The following is a 16,097-nucleotide window of genomic DNA, read 5'->3' as shown; positions in this document are numbered from 1 at the left end:
TATTTATGACTAATTTGACAAGCAATTATGCCCCAACTTCTGCTTCGCTCATGAAAGTAATGATCGTTTTCGGTACGCGTCCCGAGGCCATCAAAATGGCACCGCTTGTTCATGCGTGCAAAGCGACGCCCGAGTTTGACACTATCGTCTGTGTTACGGGTCAGCATCGTCAGATGCTGGATCAGGTGCTAGAGATATTTGATATCCAACCCGATATTGACCTCGATCTTATGAAAGCTGGGCAAGATTTGTTCGATGTCACCAGCTCAGTGCTCTTAGGAATGCGGGATATATTAAAGACACACAAGCCCGATATCGTGTGTGTTCACGGCGACACAACGACGGCTTATGCTGCAGCTACCGCTGCATTTTATCTTGGCATCCCCGTCGCACATATCGAAGCGGGGCTTCGGACTCACGACGTGCAGTCTCCCTTCCCGGAAGAGTTTAATCGGCAAGTGATCGGCAAAGTTGCTACCTTTCACTTTGCCCCCACGGCATCAACCCGAGAAAACTTGCTTGGAGAAGGCGTTCCAGCTGAGCGAATTTTTGTCACTGGCAACACCGTAATCGATGCGCTATTTTGGGTAATCGCCCGACTCGAAACAAAAGACGCGTTGCAACGCCCGTCCATCAATCGCCTCCTGACAGAGCAATTACACTTCGATTTAAGTTCAAATAGATTTGTACTGATCACGGGACATCGTCGAGAAAACTTTGGACAAGGATTTCTCTCAATTTGTGAGGCAATTAAACAACTTGCGATCGCCTTTCCAAGCGTTCAGTTTGTTTACCCAGTCCACTTAAACCCAAACGTTCAAGCGCCTGTCAAAGACCTGATTAGCGGCCATCAAAACATTCATCTCATCGAGCCTTTAGAGTACGAGGCTTTCGTTTATTTGCTTAAGCGTGCGTACATCGTTTTGACGGATAGCGGCGGCATCCAAGAAGAAGCCCCTAGCCTTGGGAAGCCCGTCTTAGTGATGCGAGAAGTGACAGAGCGCCCTGAGGCTGTCACGGCGGGCACAGTAAAGCTAGTGGGCGCTAACACCGAAAACATAGTAAAGGGAATATCGACGCTGCTGTGCGATGAAAGCGCCTACCAAGCGATGGCGTTAGCGCATAATCCTTACGGCGACGGAAAGGCAGTTAGTCGGATTGTCGATGCAATATCAAGAGCTCAAATACCCAAAAATTCTGACCTCTAATCTAATTCATACGCATTCTTGTAATCTTTAATCAATGCGGGATCTTGATCCTCTTTCCGCATTAAGCAATTACCGACCACCAACAACTCAATCTCCGTTCCCATCAGGCAGTGGAACGCATCCTCAGGGGTGCAGACAATGGGCTCACCCCTCACATTGAAGGACGTATTGACCAACACTGGGCAACCCGTAAGCTCTTTGAACTTTGAAATCAGCGCATAGTAGAGAGGGTTGGTCTTTTGATGAACCGTCTGGATCCGAGCCGAGTAGTCAACATGCGTCACTGCGGGTATCTCGGACCGTGGCACATTGAGTTTATCGATACCGAAAAGTTGATGCTGCTCCGCTGTCATCTCTAGCTGACGAGACTTCGCTACGTCTGCCACCAACAACATATACGGGCTATCTACATCGATATCAAACCAGTCCGAAACATCTTCGCGCAACACGCTTGGTGCAAATGGCCGGAAAGATTCGCGATACTTGACCTTAAGATTCAACTGTTTTTGGACCGCAGGCGAACGTGGATCTGCAATGATAGATCTTCCACCCAAAGCTCTTGGTCCAAACTCCATACGGCCTTGATGCCAACCTACCGCCTTACCTGCGGCTAGCTCCCTGGCAGTCACATCAATCATCTCTGCCTGCGACACTTCAGAAAAAACTGCGCCAGCTAAACGCAAACGATTGGCAATATCCGCCGCATCGTACTCAGGCCCTAAATAAGAACCCTTCATAGCATCCGAATCTTGCATGACACGAGGTTGATTCAACATCGAATAGTACGCGCCAAGTGCCGCACCGACTGCACCGCCGGCATCACCTGCGGCAGGTTGAATCCATAGGTTCTCGAATACCTTTTCGCGCAACAGCTTACCGTTTGCGACGCAGTTCAAAGCAACACCACCGGCCAAACAAAGGTTTTTTAGTCCCGTGCTTTGCTTAATTCCGCGGGCAAGCTTAATGACAACCTCCTCCGTTACAGCTTGCACAGAGGCTGCCAAATCCATTTCTCTTTGCGTGAGCGGACTTTCCGGTGCACGCCTTGGTCCACTAAAAAGCGAATCAAATCGCTCATTGGTCATCGTTAAACCAGTGCAATAGTTGAAGTAGCTCATATCAAGGTGGAACGAGCCGTCCTCCTTGATGTCAATCAGATGATCCTTAATGAGCTTTGCATACTTAGGCTCACCATAAGGCGCCAACCCCATGACCTTGTACTCACCAGAATTAACCTTAAAGCCCGTGTAATACGTGATCGCGGAATACAACAAACCAAGCGAATGCGGGAATTGAATCTCTTTATGCACAGCAAGCTTATTGCCTGAACCGATCGCCAAAGAGGTTGTTGTCCACTCACCTACGCCATCCATCGTTAAGACTGCTGCATCATGGAATGGTGAAGGGAAGAATGCCGATGCTGCGTGGCTAAGGTGATGCTCCGAAAACAGTAACTTCGACTCCCAGTCAATATCACCACCCAAGTCAGCTGCCAACGCCTTACTGATCATAGTTTTTTGAAAGAGCTTGTCCTTGAGCCAAACAGGCAAGGACGTCACAAAACTCTTGAAGCCTCTTGGTGCAAAGGCAAGATAGGTTTCCAGCAGTCGTTCGAATTTCAAGAAAGGCTTGTCGTAGAACACCACATAATCGATATTTTTTGACGTTAGACCCACCTGAGACAAACAGTAGGCGATGGCATGCGTAGGAAAAGCTGAGTCATGCTTTTTTCGCGTAAAGCGCTCTTCTTGGGCAGCGGCAACAATCTCCCCGCCCAATACCAAACATGCGGCTGAGTCATGGTAGTAGGCTGAGATTCCTAAGATGTTCATTTTTTAAAACAAAGTGTAGATAAAGGGAGCTATAACTGACCCTTGCGCCAGTACTAATAAACCGCCTAGCAGCACCATGACGATAATGATTGGCGCCAACCACAGTTTTTTTCGAACACGCAAAAACGCCCATAACTCTTTGACGAATGCAGCCATAATTAACCTTGAACGTTAGAACTGATTTTTGAATGAAGTCGGTTCGGGGCCAGGGGGTGACCGCTCGATCCAAAAGGACTGCTGTCCTTTGTTTTTTTTAAGCCGCAGTTCATCACGACCGAACATCCGCGTAACCAAGGACACGGGTGTCAACAACAGAAAGAATATGGATCCCAGCACAATTGGGCTCACAAGCTTCCCAAGGAGCTGTCCCAACTGATACCAAAGCCAATTGAGTGGTCGCAATACCTTAGAAAAAACAAACGCGAAAAAAACAAACGCCACTGCCCCGATAACGAGCGCGGACACAATCAGCCGCCCCCATCCGCCCAAAAACCATCCATACGCGGCCAAACCAGCGCAAACAACGGCAAATAGCAGCCCAAAACTGCGCTCACTTGGCAAAACGGGGCTTTTGTTGGAATTCAAGTGAGTCCACCAGAAATATCATTCAACTAAAAATCTACCTTATCCGTACAGGAGACGAACGATGAAGATCCAAAAGAAAACATTATAAATCTGGGACGATTTATATTTTTCAGCTCAAGCACGTTACCTGCTCCAGGTACTCAATGGCTAAGCAGCCTCAACCATAACATTAGGAATCCTTAGCCATCGGGAGCGGGGAGTAAGCTAAATAAGCTAATCGCTTCACTTCTTGCCGACCTCGAACAACATTATCTAGTATCAGGCCAGCCAAAAAAGAAAGCCCTGCACAAATCATCAACGAAGCACATAACAACGCTGTCGGTAATCGCGGCACTAAACCTATTGCCAAGTATTCTGAAAAGATGGGAATCGCCAGCAAAATTGCCAGCATTGCCAGCAGAAGGGCACCGATGCCAAAGAAAGCGAGCGGACGCTCACAGATGAATAGCCGAAATATGGCCCACGATATTCTGAGCCCGTCTTTGTATGTCGATAATTTGCTTTCCGATCCTTCTAGCCGGGCACCGTAGGGAGTCATAATCTCTCCGTATGGGACACGCAATTCAAGTGCGCTCACTGTTAATTCTGTCTCAATTTCAAAGCCCCGGGACAAAATAGGTGTCGACTTCAGGAAACGTTTAGAGAAAACCCGATAACCCGACAACATGTCGGTAAAGCTGCCACCAAAGATTCGCAGCACCATTTGTGTAAAAAGACGATTGCCCCACTGGTGGCCACTTCTATATGCAGCAGCACTCACGTCAGGTGCTGTTTGCCGACACCCAACGACCATATCCAATTTTTCATCAATCAACTTATCAACCATCGACACAACTGCGGTCGCATCATACGTTGCATCGCCGTCAACCATCACGTAAATATCGGCGTCAACGTCTGCGGCAATACGCCTCACGACGTTACCCTTTCCGGGCAGGGCGACATGAATAACGGCGGCCCCTTCTCTAGTCGCTATGTCCTTAGTACGATCGGTCGAGTTATTGTCAAAAACATATATCTCCAGACTGGGCATAGAACGACGAAAGTCACTAATGACCTTTGCTATAGCAATTTCTTCGTTGTAGCACGGTACAATGAGCGCCACATGCAGACCTCGATAAGACAAAGTGCTTCTCCAGCCAGTTAGTGATTGTTGATCTCAATATTAAAACGAAGTTTATTTCTTAAATAAGCAAATAAATACAGTCGTTTTTACCTCATCACAAAAACAATGTACAACAATACGACATCGCGTAGCGCCCATATGCTCTCGCTTTTGCTTGTCATTTTTCTAGTGTTAATTTCATTAACACCCCCACTCCAATCGCCAGACGAATATGACCATATTAAGAGAGCCTATGCGTTGGGGGAAGGTACTATTTTTTTTAAACCCCTCGGGAACCAATCTTCAGGGGCAATGATTGATGACGGCTTGCTCAAATACATAAATTTATATGAGCCGTTAGGGCTCGATCCCGAGCGAAAGATCAATTCAAAAGATTTAAAAGCCGCCAGAGAACTGCATTGGGAAGAGACAAAAAGTTTCAGCGCTACACCCGCTACGGCGTTTTATTTCCCATTAATTTACGCACCGCAAGCTTTTGCGCTGAAACTAGGGAAATTAATCGGTCTATCCATAAATCAGTCCTACTATCTGACTCGGTTCGTTACCAGCGCAACAATTCTGATTATCCTCGGTATCGCGTTTGCCATCACAGCGCCGTCGCCTGTGACCCTGGCACTATTGATGATGCCCATGAGCGTATATCAATTTTCGTCAACAAGCTTAGATGGAATTGCCACGGCACTGTCGGTCTTACTCATATCAATTTTTCTAAAGCTTTTACGTGATCCTCCCAATACTAACGGAAAACTTTTTTGGCTAGCTGTTGCTTCATTTGGTCTACTCGCATCCAGTCGCTTACAACTCCTTCCAATGTTCCTATTGTTTTTTGTCTTATTTATTCGCGACAAAAACAAAGCACACTTAACTAGCGCGTTGATAACAGTTGGCTTAGTTTGCGCATGGATTGTCATTGCAGGCAAGTACACCGTAGATCATCGAGTGCCGAGCGAGATTTCTAGTGGGCAAGTGGCGTTAGCCTATGTAAAAGCCCCCTGGAGCCTCATACAGGTCATATGGAACACATTGACCGATGAACCTACGTTACGAGGATACTTCAGCTCATTTTTGGGGATGTTAGGCTGGCTCACAGCGCCATTTCCCGGCCGAACTTACATTTATTTAGCGATCGCAATCTTGATTATTAGTTCGACGTCGCTCTCAATCAAACATATTCGGACGAATTGGCAGGTGATCGTTCTATTTTTGTTTATTGCACTACTTTCAGTACTCTTAATACTATTCGCAATGTTGACTACTTGGACCCCGTACCCAAGCGACAAGATTATCGGTGTTCAGGGCCGGTACTTTCTAGTGCCTGCAATCCTAATGAGCTATGCGTTGTTCCCGTCGATCACGCAACTGAATGACTATCGCTCATCGGTATCGCATATTTTGGTTATTAGTTTTGCGCTTTATAGTTTGTTTATGACAATCAATTTACTGCTTTCGCGCTACTACATACTAATCGCGTCATAGCCTATCGTTTCTGTCAGCGACGTAGGTGGCAAAATCGAGCCACCTATGTCTTAACTATTTAGTGATTACGCCACAACGGTTGCCAACTACTTTGGGTTGAATTCCACGCTCGGCACAAAACTCCATGTACGCCTGATATGCGCCATCATAGGTAGTATTGTTAAGCACATCATCGACCACTATAGATCCACCCTCAATTAATACATCGTAAAGTTTCGGGAGCGTTTTCTTGATTGGCAAATAGAGGTCCACGTCCAGGAATGCGAGCTTTACTGCACCTAACACCTTGTAATCAAAAACAGAGCAATCCGCTTTTATGGCTTTCACAAACGGAAAGTCAGTAAAGTGCTTTTGCCAGATCTCAAAATCGTTGTACTCAAACCCTCTGAGTTCCGATAGATCCTTGCCGCGAGACTGAACCTCATAATCTAAGTCTGCCTTCGTAAACGATTCGAAAGTATCGATGGCATAGTAGGCGGTTCTATCAGCCTGTTTTTCGTTCTTGATGTGCTCAGCCATAAATCGTGAAGTCATTCCACGAGCGACACCGATCTCAATCACGCAGCCGTCAGCATCTTTCACACGCTCATACTCGTTGATCAAGGTCGCTAGCTGTATGGGCTCTATGCAATAAGGATACGTTGGGGCTCCAAGTCCCAGGTGCTTAAATGCAATTGACTTAAGCGCTTCTTTAACAGGCTTTAAAAGAGAGGTCATATTTTTTGAATGTAAATCTTGTTTAACGTTGAAATAGAAGCTTATGGATCGCATGACGCGGTACCGATGCGATGTCATGACCAATAAAAGACAATATCAGCTGGATTCCAATCAAAATTGGCATTGCAGCAATCATCACGTTACCGGCCGTTGCAGGAACATTTGTCTCGGTTGATAACGCCCAAGCCTGTAAACCAAAAACCAAACCAAATATTGAAAGAAAAATTCCCAACACTAACTCAATCGATGCGATCGACATATCCCGGAGAAAGTAGTTATATCCAATACGCTTTATAAAATTGCGCAAATGCTTCCAAAGGAACTCACCCGCGACGCCGGCGACGCTCAAGTTACTAACTTCCGATTCATACTTTGCGTCCATCGGGATATCCATCACCATCGCGCGCAACGTATTTAACCGAAACAACATGTCTGTTTCAAAAAAATAGCGATTACTAATTTTTGAAAATGGCAGTCGTTGACAAACATTTGCGTGGATTGCCGTGTATCCGTTTGTTGGATCGAATACTGTCCAATAGCCAGATGACAGCTTATTTAAGAGTGATAGCGCCGCATTGCCAAAAATACGTACCTTCGGCATACGCTTTAATCCGGACAGATCATAAAAGCGATTGCCTTTCGTATAATCAGCCTGGCCGGAAATGATGGGCTGAACAAAATATTGGATGAGTGAGGCGTCCATCTGCCCATCACCATCAATTTTCACAATAATGTCCGCGCCATCGTCTAAAGCAGCTTGATAGCCTGTCATCACCGCGCCGCCCACGCCTTTATTCTCTGTGTGAAAAAGGACTTTGATTCGAGCATCGCGATGACTGTCCCTAACCAAGTATCCCGATCTCTCCGGGCACGCGTCATCTACGACATATATTCGAGAGACAATGTCTGGCATCGATTGGCACACATCAAGGATTTGATTGGCCACCCGATAACAGGGAATGACAACAGCAATACAAGGAGAAGATGCGTTGTCGTGCATATAGCCTTTAATCACATTGCCGCACGCTAAGTAAACACATTCACTTACGGACGACTAAGTTCTAAATGTTGAATAATACAAGTTTATAGGCTTTTATTACTAATCAAATAGAGCGGCATCAGCATAGCCAGTCAGGCTACCCTGGCGAAAAGTCTCAATCTAATTTCACACGCCTCAACAGAATTTGACCATTTTTTCGATCAACCTTATAGAGGCCACGACGCTCATCTATTGAGGTGGGGTCAAAATAAGATTTATTGTTTCTCCAGAATTGATCATCTCCTCTGTATAACGCAAGATACTCAAAGTCGCCGATCAAGTCTTGAAGTGACTGGTTACAGGTCCACACGTCGCCATCAAAATATTTTTGTCCAAGGCTCCAGCACCATTTCGTGGATACTGTGTTTGGCAGCATCGCGTAATAAAACATGACGCGCTCGAGCCCATTCGAATTCTGAGCTACGAAATACGTCTTATCGCCAGGGTGTATGTGTTTTTTTATTTCTGCCGCGAACGACTCGATGTCTAACCTCAAGCTATGGTCGGGACCGCCTGATCGAATGCCACGAAGCTCCTTTTGCAACTGCCCGCTCGTCATGGCAGTGAGCATCAAAAAACACACTAACGCGAAGATAGCGCCCATTCTATGGCGCCAGGCATCGCTATCGTCGAACAGTTTAACTAAGACAAAGCTTGCCCAAGCGACCAGGTATGTGGACAAGTACCGCTCGAAAGATGCGAGTCGAACGCCCTCGTACTCTGTGAAAACAATCAGATAACTCAACAATAGTGCCGCAAGGTATCCGCAAAAACCAAGACATACAATGCCAATAATTACGCCGCAATACAAACGGCGACCAGCTTTAGCCAGCCGCACCGAGAGCGCGCTTAAGGCAAGTAAGCCTGCCAGCACCATTAAAATGGTTGGATGCCTTTCAACAAAATAGGCCGAAATGCTTACAAAGTCCACCTCGACGGTTCGACGAATAAACTCGTCTACCGTGGTCGATAATCTTTTCTGAAAATCAGCGTCGCGCCAAAGACTTATTGTTGGAGTGGAAATCGAACGACTTGCTCCAATACTTTTTACATACCAAGCCCAAGACTGCATCACAAATAGAGTTACTCCGCAGATCGCAAGCAACCGAACCCAATGCGCTTTGATACCCGACCACAAGGACATCCACGGCCGATCGGTCCTAAATATGCCAGGAGTAATCAATAGATTGGCGGTATAAACGGCAGTCGCTACGAGGGCGAGCAAAATCCCAATTTCTTTAAGCAGTATCAAAACTGTTAAAGAGAAAATGAAAGCCAACCACACTCCGTCGTCTCGCGCCTCTTTTGTCGCGAAAGTTAATGCAGCGGCAAAGCAAATGCCCAATAGTGCGTCAGAGTAGAGACTAGAAAACGAGTATCCGAAGGCGTATAGCAAAGTCGCCACAGACAGAAACAACGCAACCTTGGTCAAGACGCCAGCTTTTGGCAGACTCGCGACGCAAAGCACCCCAGATAACAACCAAATATTGTGTGCAAAAAGAGTGTTTTTCTCTGACCAGGAAAAAAACTGCAGGATGTAGTACTGAAATAACTGTTGTATCGGCGGATAAGACTTAAAGAAAATTGGAGAGCCTTCTTTAAACAATAAGTCAGTTGTGTAAATTAACCTAGTACTCGCAGCCCAAAACGAAAACTCATCCCAAAGCAAAAACTGAAAATTTTCCTGAATGGCCGAATAAATCGAACCGATCAAAATTAAAAAACAATTCCTAAGCCAGCCGGCTGCGCAAACGCGAAATGCGGATCTTTAGAATAAAAAAGACCTTGCCCTAGCAAGCCAACGCCAAGGATGGTTACGGCAACCACACCCCACATCAGCAAGTCAACAATGCCGAAAAAATACAGGACAACGGCAACGAAGCAACAGTAGACGAAAGGAGCAGCTCCAATGCCTAACCGGAGCTTCTCTGAAATAAATTTGATGTAGCCAAGCGAGGAAAGGCCCAACAGCAGTAGTTTCAAATATGTCATTTGTTGTTCCTCTCAAGCACAGCTAGCTCAGCTCGCTCTGAAGACCCCTCTTCCCCAAACGGATCGCGTCTAACTGACACGAAACAGAATGAAATCGCTAACAAAAGGTCAGCACTCGAGAATTGTACACACCGTTAATGCTGCTCAGCCCCCGAGAACAGCAAAGGAGGTCCGAAATCAAGGCAAAACCCAAGGGGGAAGACTCGCCTGCGCTGTTCAGGCCGGGAGTAGACCGCTACAATTGAACCTATTTGCAACATATACGAGGTATCCCTCTTGAGCTCACACCAGCCCTACCTAAACAAAACCATTTTGATAACCGGCGGCGCTGGCGCAATCGGGAGCAATCTCGCGCGCGCACTAGCGGGTGCTGGTGCAGCCAAGGTCATCATTTTGGATGATCTCTCCGCTTCTTACGAGTGGAGTATTCCAAACCTGCCGAACGTACTATTTGTGCGAGGCAGCATCACGAATGACATCGACTTAAAGCGTGTTTTTCACGAGAAGCCAGAGTTCATCTTTCATCTGGCTGCGTTTTTTGCAAATCAAAACTCTGTTGATTTCCCGGAAAAGGATCTCCTAGTTAGCCAACTGGGCACTATTAAACTCCTTGAGTACTCAGTGCTGCAGGGTAATTTAAAGCGATTTGTTTATGCCGGGTCTGGTTGCGCAATTTATGGTGCGCAGGCGCCGTTGCCGCTCAAAGAAGAGTTTATGTCCATGCATTTAACGACGCCCTATCAAATTTCAAAAATGGCGGGCGAACTGTACTGTAATTTTTATTGGCATCACTACAACCTCCCCATTGTTAAAACACGCTTTTTCAACTCCTATGGTCCAGGTGAGGTCCCCGGCCAGTATAGAAACGTGATCCCAAACTTCATCTACTGGGCGATGAAGGGACAGCCCTTGCCTATCACTGGCGACGGAAAAATGACGCGCGACTTTACATATGTAATGGATATCGTCGACGCGCTACTCAAGGCCGGTATCGAAGAGAGAGCAATTGGCGCCGAGATGAATATCGCTTCGGCGCGTGAAACAGCAATCGTGGATATGGCAGAGATGATTAATCAATTAACCGGCAATACAGCCGGTTTGTTGTACACCGACAAACGCAAATGGGACACCAAGTCCCGCCTGTTGGCGAGCGTCGATCGTGCCAAAGATATTTTGGGATACAACCCTCAAACCACCTTCGAAGACGGGCTAAACAACACAATTAATTGGTTCAAAGCCAATTGGGACAATATCAAGAAGGATGCGGAGTTTCCACCTGGGATGTCATCGGCAGTGAAAAACTATGTCCTGCGTAAAGGAAACGAAAGCTGATGAAGCAAGTAGTCCAGAGCTACAAAACGGGCGAGGTGGCGCTTCGTGAAGTGCCGGTCCCGCAGTGTGGCTCAAAACGTATTTTGGTACGCAACCAAAACTCTTTGATTAGTCTCGGCACAGAGCGATCCACGATAGAGCTTGGCCGCAAATCCCTACTCGGTAAGGCGGCAGCGCGCCCTGACCTCGTTCGGCGAGCATGGGATAAGGCAAAAAAAGAAGGGCTGTTGAAGACATGGCAAGAAGCCATGGGCCGCCTTGACACTCCCACTCCGCTTGGCTACAGCTCGGCGGGAATCGTCGAGTTATGTGGTGTTGCCGCAACTGAATTCTCACCAGGCGATCGTGTGGCGTGCATTGGCCAGGGATTTGCCTCGCATGCCGAATTTGTATCAGTACCAGTCAACTTAGCTTGCCGAATTCCAAAGGAAGTATCCAACGAGGAAGCTGCATTCGGAATGCTTGGCATTATCGCGTTGCATGGCGTGCGTAGCGCTAACCTCACCTTCGGCTCTAATGTAGTGGTGATGGGCCTTGGTTTACTGGGGTTACTCACCATACAAATATTGAAGTCTTATGGCTGCAGCGTGATCGCCATTGACCCGGCAAAAGATAAAACTGATTTGGCGCTGCGACTCGGATTTTTAGCTGTCACCAATAACGCAGACGAGCTCGTAACCCTCAGCAACCACGCTTCGGGAGGTTTGGGTGTGGACGCTGTCATCATTACTGCAGCGACAAGAGATCACGCACCTGTTGATCAAGCGATCCATCTTTGTCGCCCAAAAGGACGAATAGTTGTCGTTGGGACCGCAGACATCCATCCCGATCGTAATGAGCTATGGCAAAAAGAAGTCGATATTGTTGTCTCTAAAGCCGGCGGGCCTGGTTCGGTTGATCCGCTCTACGAAATTGAAGGAGTTGATCTCCCAATTGGCGATGTCAGATGGACTCAGAAGCGTAATCTGCAAGAGTTTTTACGGCTGATTGCTGAGGAAAAAATTGACCTTCAATCTCTCATTACTCACCGCGTTAACATAGAAGAAGCTGAGACGGTATACGCAGAATTTATCGCTGGCACCCTGCTCCAACCGATTGGTGTCTTGCTCGCCTACCCTAAGGCGACCTCTATTCAGAGAAGTTTTCCCATTACGCAAAAATATGTCGGTAAAAACAACTCTGGTTCCAACATTGCGCTTGGCGTAATCGGTGCAGGATTATTTGGAAAAGCGTTGCTACTACCGGCTTTAAAGTCGCAAGCCGGAGTCACCTTGCACACCCTAGCGACTGGCTCCGGAGCTAGCGTAGATCATAGCGCGCGAAAATTCGGATTTGCCAATCAGACTACCGATCCAGTTTCTATTTGGGAAAACCCAGAAATCGATGCAGTCATTGGCTTAACACCACACAGCACTCATGCTCAACTCGTGAGCAAAGCGATAACGTATGGCAAGGCCCTATTCCTGGAGAAACCAGTTTGTGTAACGCCTGATGAACTTGCCCAATTGCGTGAGCAAACACAGTCCATCCGTGAGTTACCAATTATTTTCGTCGGCCACAATCGCCGCTACTCACCACATACAAAGAGGATGTCTCTCTGGCTGTCTAGTCGTCAAGCACCTTTAGTGATACAGATGCGCATTAACTCAGGCTTCGTGCCGGCATCTCACTGGGTACACAGCGAAGAGGAAGGCCGAAGTCGTGTCGTAGGTGAAATGTCACATTTCATTGACTTGATTCAATGTTTGGTCAATGCGCCCATCGTTCGAGTTTTCGCCGAGCGGATCTCCAGCAATAACTTCAGTACCGTGAATAACGACAATATTTCAATCAACTTCAAATTGGAAGATGGGTCGGTCGGGTCGATGATCTATTCCGCCTCCGGAGACAAGGCATATTCCCGCGAAAGGACTGAAATATTTTTTGACGGTAAAACTATTGTGTCGAATGACTTTCGTCACAGCGAATTACACCAGGGCGGGAAGGCGGAGTCTTTTAAGACGAGCGGCCAAGAGATGGGTTACGAGGAGGAGCTGCAAGCATTCCTCGCCTGCTCCCTCGGTAAGGTCGTTCCTGAACTGTCCTTACAACAACTATTCGCGACCATGGATGTCATCTTTGCAATTGAACAATCACTCGCGTCCGGACAGCCTGTTTATCCTGCGACGATCAACGTACTCCCGACATGAAAATCCTGCTAGTCACGGACTCATATCCACCTGAAATACGTTCAGCCTCGCACCTCATGCTAGAGTTAGCCCAAGAGCTTTCTCACCGAGGGCACGAGGTAACGGTTATAACCACTTGGCCTGAATATAATCTCGATCAAAGTATAAGTAAAAAATCATATAACGAGATAGAAGTTGAAGATCGCATTCGAGTAATACGTATAAAGACCCTACCCCACCATAATGTAGGTTACCTAGTACGCGGCATAGCCCAGCTAATCATGCCATGGCAATTTTTGCGTAAGCTGCGCCGATACGAAGTTAAACCTGATGCCGTTATTGTTTATAGCCCACCTTTACCTCTTGCATTAGTGGGTAGTGCCCTACGACGAAAAGGGGTTAGATATCTCTTAAATGTTCAGGACATATTCCCTCAGAATGCAATAGATCTAGGCATTTTGAAACGACCACTACAGATCAAGTTCTTTCAAGCGCTAGAAAAGTACGCTTACAAGACCGCTGATGTAGTAACAGTTCACTCGAAAGGCAATCTGACGGCGCTTGAGGCTGCACATCCAAATATTCGTAACCACTTTAAAATTCTGCATAACTGGGTTGATATTGGTCACCACACACCGACTGAGTCGATCGAATCCAACGAGCTCGAAGACTTTAGAGCGAAGTGGGATCTTAAGCAACGTTATGTGGCGGTGTTCGCTGGAGTGATGGGCCCTTCACAACATCTAGATTTAATCTTGAATGTCGCCGAGCAAATGAAAGACCGATCGGACTTACTATTCCTTTTGGTTGGAGACGGTAAAGAAAAGTCTCGACTACAAGCGTTGGCGCTGACAAAAAATTTAAGCAATGTGCGTTTCGAAGGTTTCGTATCTCGTGAGGCATATCCAAGGCTTCTGGACGCATGCACAATTGGTCTAGTTTGCTTAAGCCCCCAAAATCGAACCCCCGTAGTTCCTGGAAAGATACTCGGGCACATGGCAGCTGGCCTGCCAATTGCCGCCTTCTTGCACACGACGAGTGACGGTCATCAATTAATTCAAGATGCCGCTTGTGGGGTTTCAAGTGACTCGGGGGACCTTGGTGCTTGCGTTGCGGCTATGACCGAGTTGCTCACCAACGATGAAACTCTTAGCGCAATAGGGAAGTCAGGCCAAGACTACGCTGTTGCCCATTTTTCAAAAGAGGTATGCGTGACACAACTCGAAGAGATGCTAGTTGGCTAGCTATTGTCTTTGGGCCTTAGCGCTAAATAATTGCGCACTGTCGTAAGCAAGGAGAATCGCTAGCGCTATGGGACGTAACTTGATCAATTCTATTCAACACCAGCCTCTAGAATCGTACGCGCGATAACCTCGTTCCCACGTTCGTTAAAGTGGACATCGCCTGCAAAGTAATAGTCATTGATTATGCGTTGAGTTCCTTTCTCCCGGGCAAGCTGAAAAAAAGCAGGGAAATTATTATAAAAGTACAGGCACTTATCGGTACAAAAATCTTTCCAATACCGCACCTGCAGAGAATCACTAGTGTCATACTTCAGTTGACCAGGCCACGGATACACGCCGATAGAAACAGTAGCTCCGTAGGATGTTGCTAACGAGACGAGTTGGTTCATCTCACGCTTCATTTTCTCGAGCGTATTGAGTACGCCTTCCTGTCCATAATGAACTGAAGCGGTGTTATATGTCCACTCGCTTTTCGGATAATTTTTCTCATAGATACCCTCATAAATATTGCGGCTAGCCCGCTCTTTAACGTCACTGGGGAGTGGGGGGCTCGCTTGAGACGCATCCTGTTTTGTGTCTGAATTTGGTGCGATCGTTCCCAAACTGATGTCTCGATTACCTATCACTCGAGTATCGGCAGCCTGTTCAGCGACTAGTGTCGCATTAGTAAGGTCGCGCCTCACTTGAGGCGAGCGCAAGGAAAACTGCTGCCATTTATCCCAACCCAAAGCGGTTAATGGGAAGTGTCGAATAGCCCAGCGTTTGGCCTGCTTAAGCCAAGTGAAAGGGTAGCTTTCGCCCTTCGCGACGACAAATTTATTTTCAAACAAATCATATTCATTCGCCTCGTCATAGGCGTCTCCAATATCAATGAACACAATGATATGTTTGAAACGATATCCTTGAGAAAACAAATATGTGAGCTTACTTAAATAGATCGCTGGTGAATACGACACTACTCCCAGATTTGCTATCGTCAGCTCAGGCAATTGATTCGCCACCATCCCTACGAACGTCTTATCGTAAGGCAATCCAATTCCCTCCGTGAAACTGTCACCAATAAAGGCTACATCAAAGCTCTTTTGTTTTACCCCTATCCGATCACACCCACTTTTGAATCCATTCCCATCGGTGCAAACTGGATAGGTCCATGTTCCCCAGTATCCGATACCGCGGGAATTCGGCTTTAAGTCGTGATGGTAGATTGGATGAGAAATTCGAAAATGATCTCTATGGATATCAATCAGTTCTCGCATCCTCGCACCGGCTAGAAGGTCGATGATTAAAAACAATAGGATAGAGATGCCGAGGACAAAACCAGTACTCACGGCCGACTTTGCCAGCGCGCTGCCTCCACGACTTTGATTTACGGACATATCCA

General features: G+C 46.9%; 14 protein-coding genes. 5 read left to right on the top strand and 9 right to left on the bottom strand.

The window, feature by feature from the left end:
• Positions 1 to 50: 50 nt before the first annotated feature.
• Complete coding sequence (gene wecB, locus KZZ10_RS05865) at positions 51 to 1,208, top strand: non-hydrolyzing UDP-N-acetylglucosamine 2-epimerase (RefSeq protein ID WP_259660556.1); 1,158 nt, start codon at positions 51 to 53, stop codon at positions 1,206 to 1,208.
• Here wecB and KZZ10_RS05860 read toward each other — a convergent pair.
• From KZZ10_RS05860 to KZZ10_RS05845, 4 genes are all read right to left on the bottom strand, one after another.
• Positions 1,205 to 3,040: a carbamoyltransferase family protein gene (locus tag KZZ10_RS05860; RefSeq protein ID WP_259660555.1), complete on the bottom strand. Its 1,836-nt coding sequence runs from the start codon at positions 3,038 to 3,040 to the stop codon at positions 1,205 to 1,207. The two genes, wecB and KZZ10_RS05860, sit on opposite strands and share 4 nt — an antisense overlap.
• Positions 3,041 to 3,043: 3 nt before the next feature.
• The gene (locus KZZ10_RS05855; protein ID WP_259660554.1) at positions 3,044 to 3,196 is read right to left on the bottom strand and encodes a DUF5989 family protein; all 153 of its coding nucleotides are present in this window, start codon (positions 3,194 to 3,196) and stop codon (positions 3,044 to 3,046) included.
• Positions 3,197 to 3,211: 15 nt separating this feature from the next.
• A complete protein-coding gene (locus KZZ10_RS05850; RefSeq protein WP_259660553.1) occupies positions 3,212 to 3,625 on the bottom strand; it encodes an SxtJ family membrane protein in 414 nt (137 codons plus the stop codon).
• A 169-nt stretch (positions 3,626 to 3,794) separates the two neighbouring features.
• On the bottom strand, positions 3,795 to 4,727 hold the full coding sequence (locus KZZ10_RS05845; RefSeq protein ID WP_259660552.1) for a glycosyltransferase family 2 protein: 933 nt from the start codon (positions 4,725 to 4,727) through the stop codon (positions 3,795 to 3,797).
• Positions 4,728 to 4,886: 159 nt separating this feature from the next.
• Between KZZ10_RS05845 and KZZ10_RS05840 the strand changes: the two genes are divergently transcribed.
• Positions 4,887 to 6,224 carry a DUF2142 domain-containing protein gene (locus KZZ10_RS05840; protein WP_259660551.1) on the top strand — a complete coding sequence of 446 codons (1,338 nt, stop codon included), beginning with the start codon at positions 4,887 to 4,889 and terminating at the stop codon, positions 6,222 to 6,224.
• 54 nt (positions 6,225 to 6,278) lie between these two features.
• Here KZZ10_RS05840 and KZZ10_RS05835 read toward each other — a convergent pair whose 3' ends face one another.
• The 4 genes from KZZ10_RS05835 to KZZ10_RS05820 all read right to left on the bottom strand — a co-directional run bounded on the left by KZZ10_RS05835 (position 6,279) and on the right by KZZ10_RS05820 (position 9,972).
• Positions 6,279 to 6,941 (bottom strand): TylF/MycF/NovP-related O-methyltransferase, encoded by a 663-nt coding sequence (locus KZZ10_RS05835; RefSeq protein WP_259660550.1) that lies wholly within the window; start codon positions 6,939 to 6,941, stop codon positions 6,279 to 6,281.
• Positions 6,942 to 6,963: 22 nt separating this feature from the next.
• Positions 6,964 to 7,941, bottom strand: coding sequence for a glycosyltransferase family 2 protein (locus tag KZZ10_RS05830; protein ID WP_259660549.1), 978 nt, complete (start codon positions 7,939 to 7,941; stop codon positions 6,964 to 6,966).
• 154 nt (positions 7,942 to 8,095) lie between these two features.
• The gene (locus tag KZZ10_RS05825) at positions 8,096 to 9,694 is read right to left on the bottom strand and encodes a hypothetical protein (RefSeq protein WP_259660548.1); all 1,599 of its coding nucleotides are present in this window, start codon (positions 9,692 to 9,694) and stop codon (positions 8,096 to 8,098) included.
• A 2-nt stretch (positions 9,695 to 9,696) separates the two neighbouring features.
• The gene (locus KZZ10_RS05820; RefSeq protein WP_259660547.1) at positions 9,697 to 9,972 is read right to left on the bottom strand and encodes a hypothetical protein; all 276 of its coding nucleotides are present in this window, start codon (positions 9,970 to 9,972) and stop codon (positions 9,697 to 9,699) included.
• A 276-nt stretch (positions 9,973 to 10,248) separates the two neighbouring features.
• Here KZZ10_RS05820 and KZZ10_RS05815 point away from each other — a divergent pair, with 276 nt between their 5' ends.
• The 3 genes from KZZ10_RS05815 to KZZ10_RS05805 are packed head-to-tail and all read left to right on the top strand — an operon-like array spanning position 10,249 to position 14,716.
• A complete protein-coding gene (locus tag KZZ10_RS05815; protein WP_311133541.1) occupies positions 10,249 to 11,304 on the top strand; it encodes an NAD-dependent epimerase/dehydratase family protein in 1,056 nt (351 codons plus the stop codon).
• Positions 11,304 to 13,493 (top strand): bi-domain-containing oxidoreductase, encoded by a 2,190-nt coding sequence (locus KZZ10_RS05810; protein ID WP_259660546.1) that lies wholly within the window; start codon positions 11,304 to 11,306, stop codon positions 13,491 to 13,493. The genes KZZ10_RS05815 and KZZ10_RS05810 overlap by 1 nt, the downstream gene beginning before the upstream one ends.
• A complete protein-coding gene (locus tag KZZ10_RS05805) occupies positions 13,490 to 14,716 on the top strand; it encodes a glycosyltransferase family 4 protein (protein WP_311133540.1) in 1,227 nt (408 codons plus the stop codon). The genes KZZ10_RS05810 and KZZ10_RS05805 overlap by 4 nt, the downstream gene beginning before the upstream one ends.
• A gap of 89 nt (positions 14,717 to 14,805) precedes the next feature.
• Here the strand turns inward: KZZ10_RS05805 and KZZ10_RS05800 are convergent, their stop codons facing one another.
• Positions 14,806 to 16,092 (bottom strand): SGNH/GDSL hydrolase family protein, encoded by a 1,287-nt coding sequence (locus KZZ10_RS05800; RefSeq protein ID WP_259660545.1) that lies wholly within the window; start codon positions 16,090 to 16,092, stop codon positions 14,806 to 14,808.
• Positions 16,093 to 16,097 lie beyond the last annotated feature (5 nt).

Origin of the sequence: Zwartia hollandica, from assembly GCF_019923725.1 — a bacterium.
GTDB classification, from domain to species: Bacteria; Pseudomonadota; Gammaproteobacteria; order Burkholderiales; family Burkholderiaceae_B; genus Zwartia; species Zwartia hollandica.
This window is presented reverse-complemented; position numbering and strand designations above follow the sequence as displayed.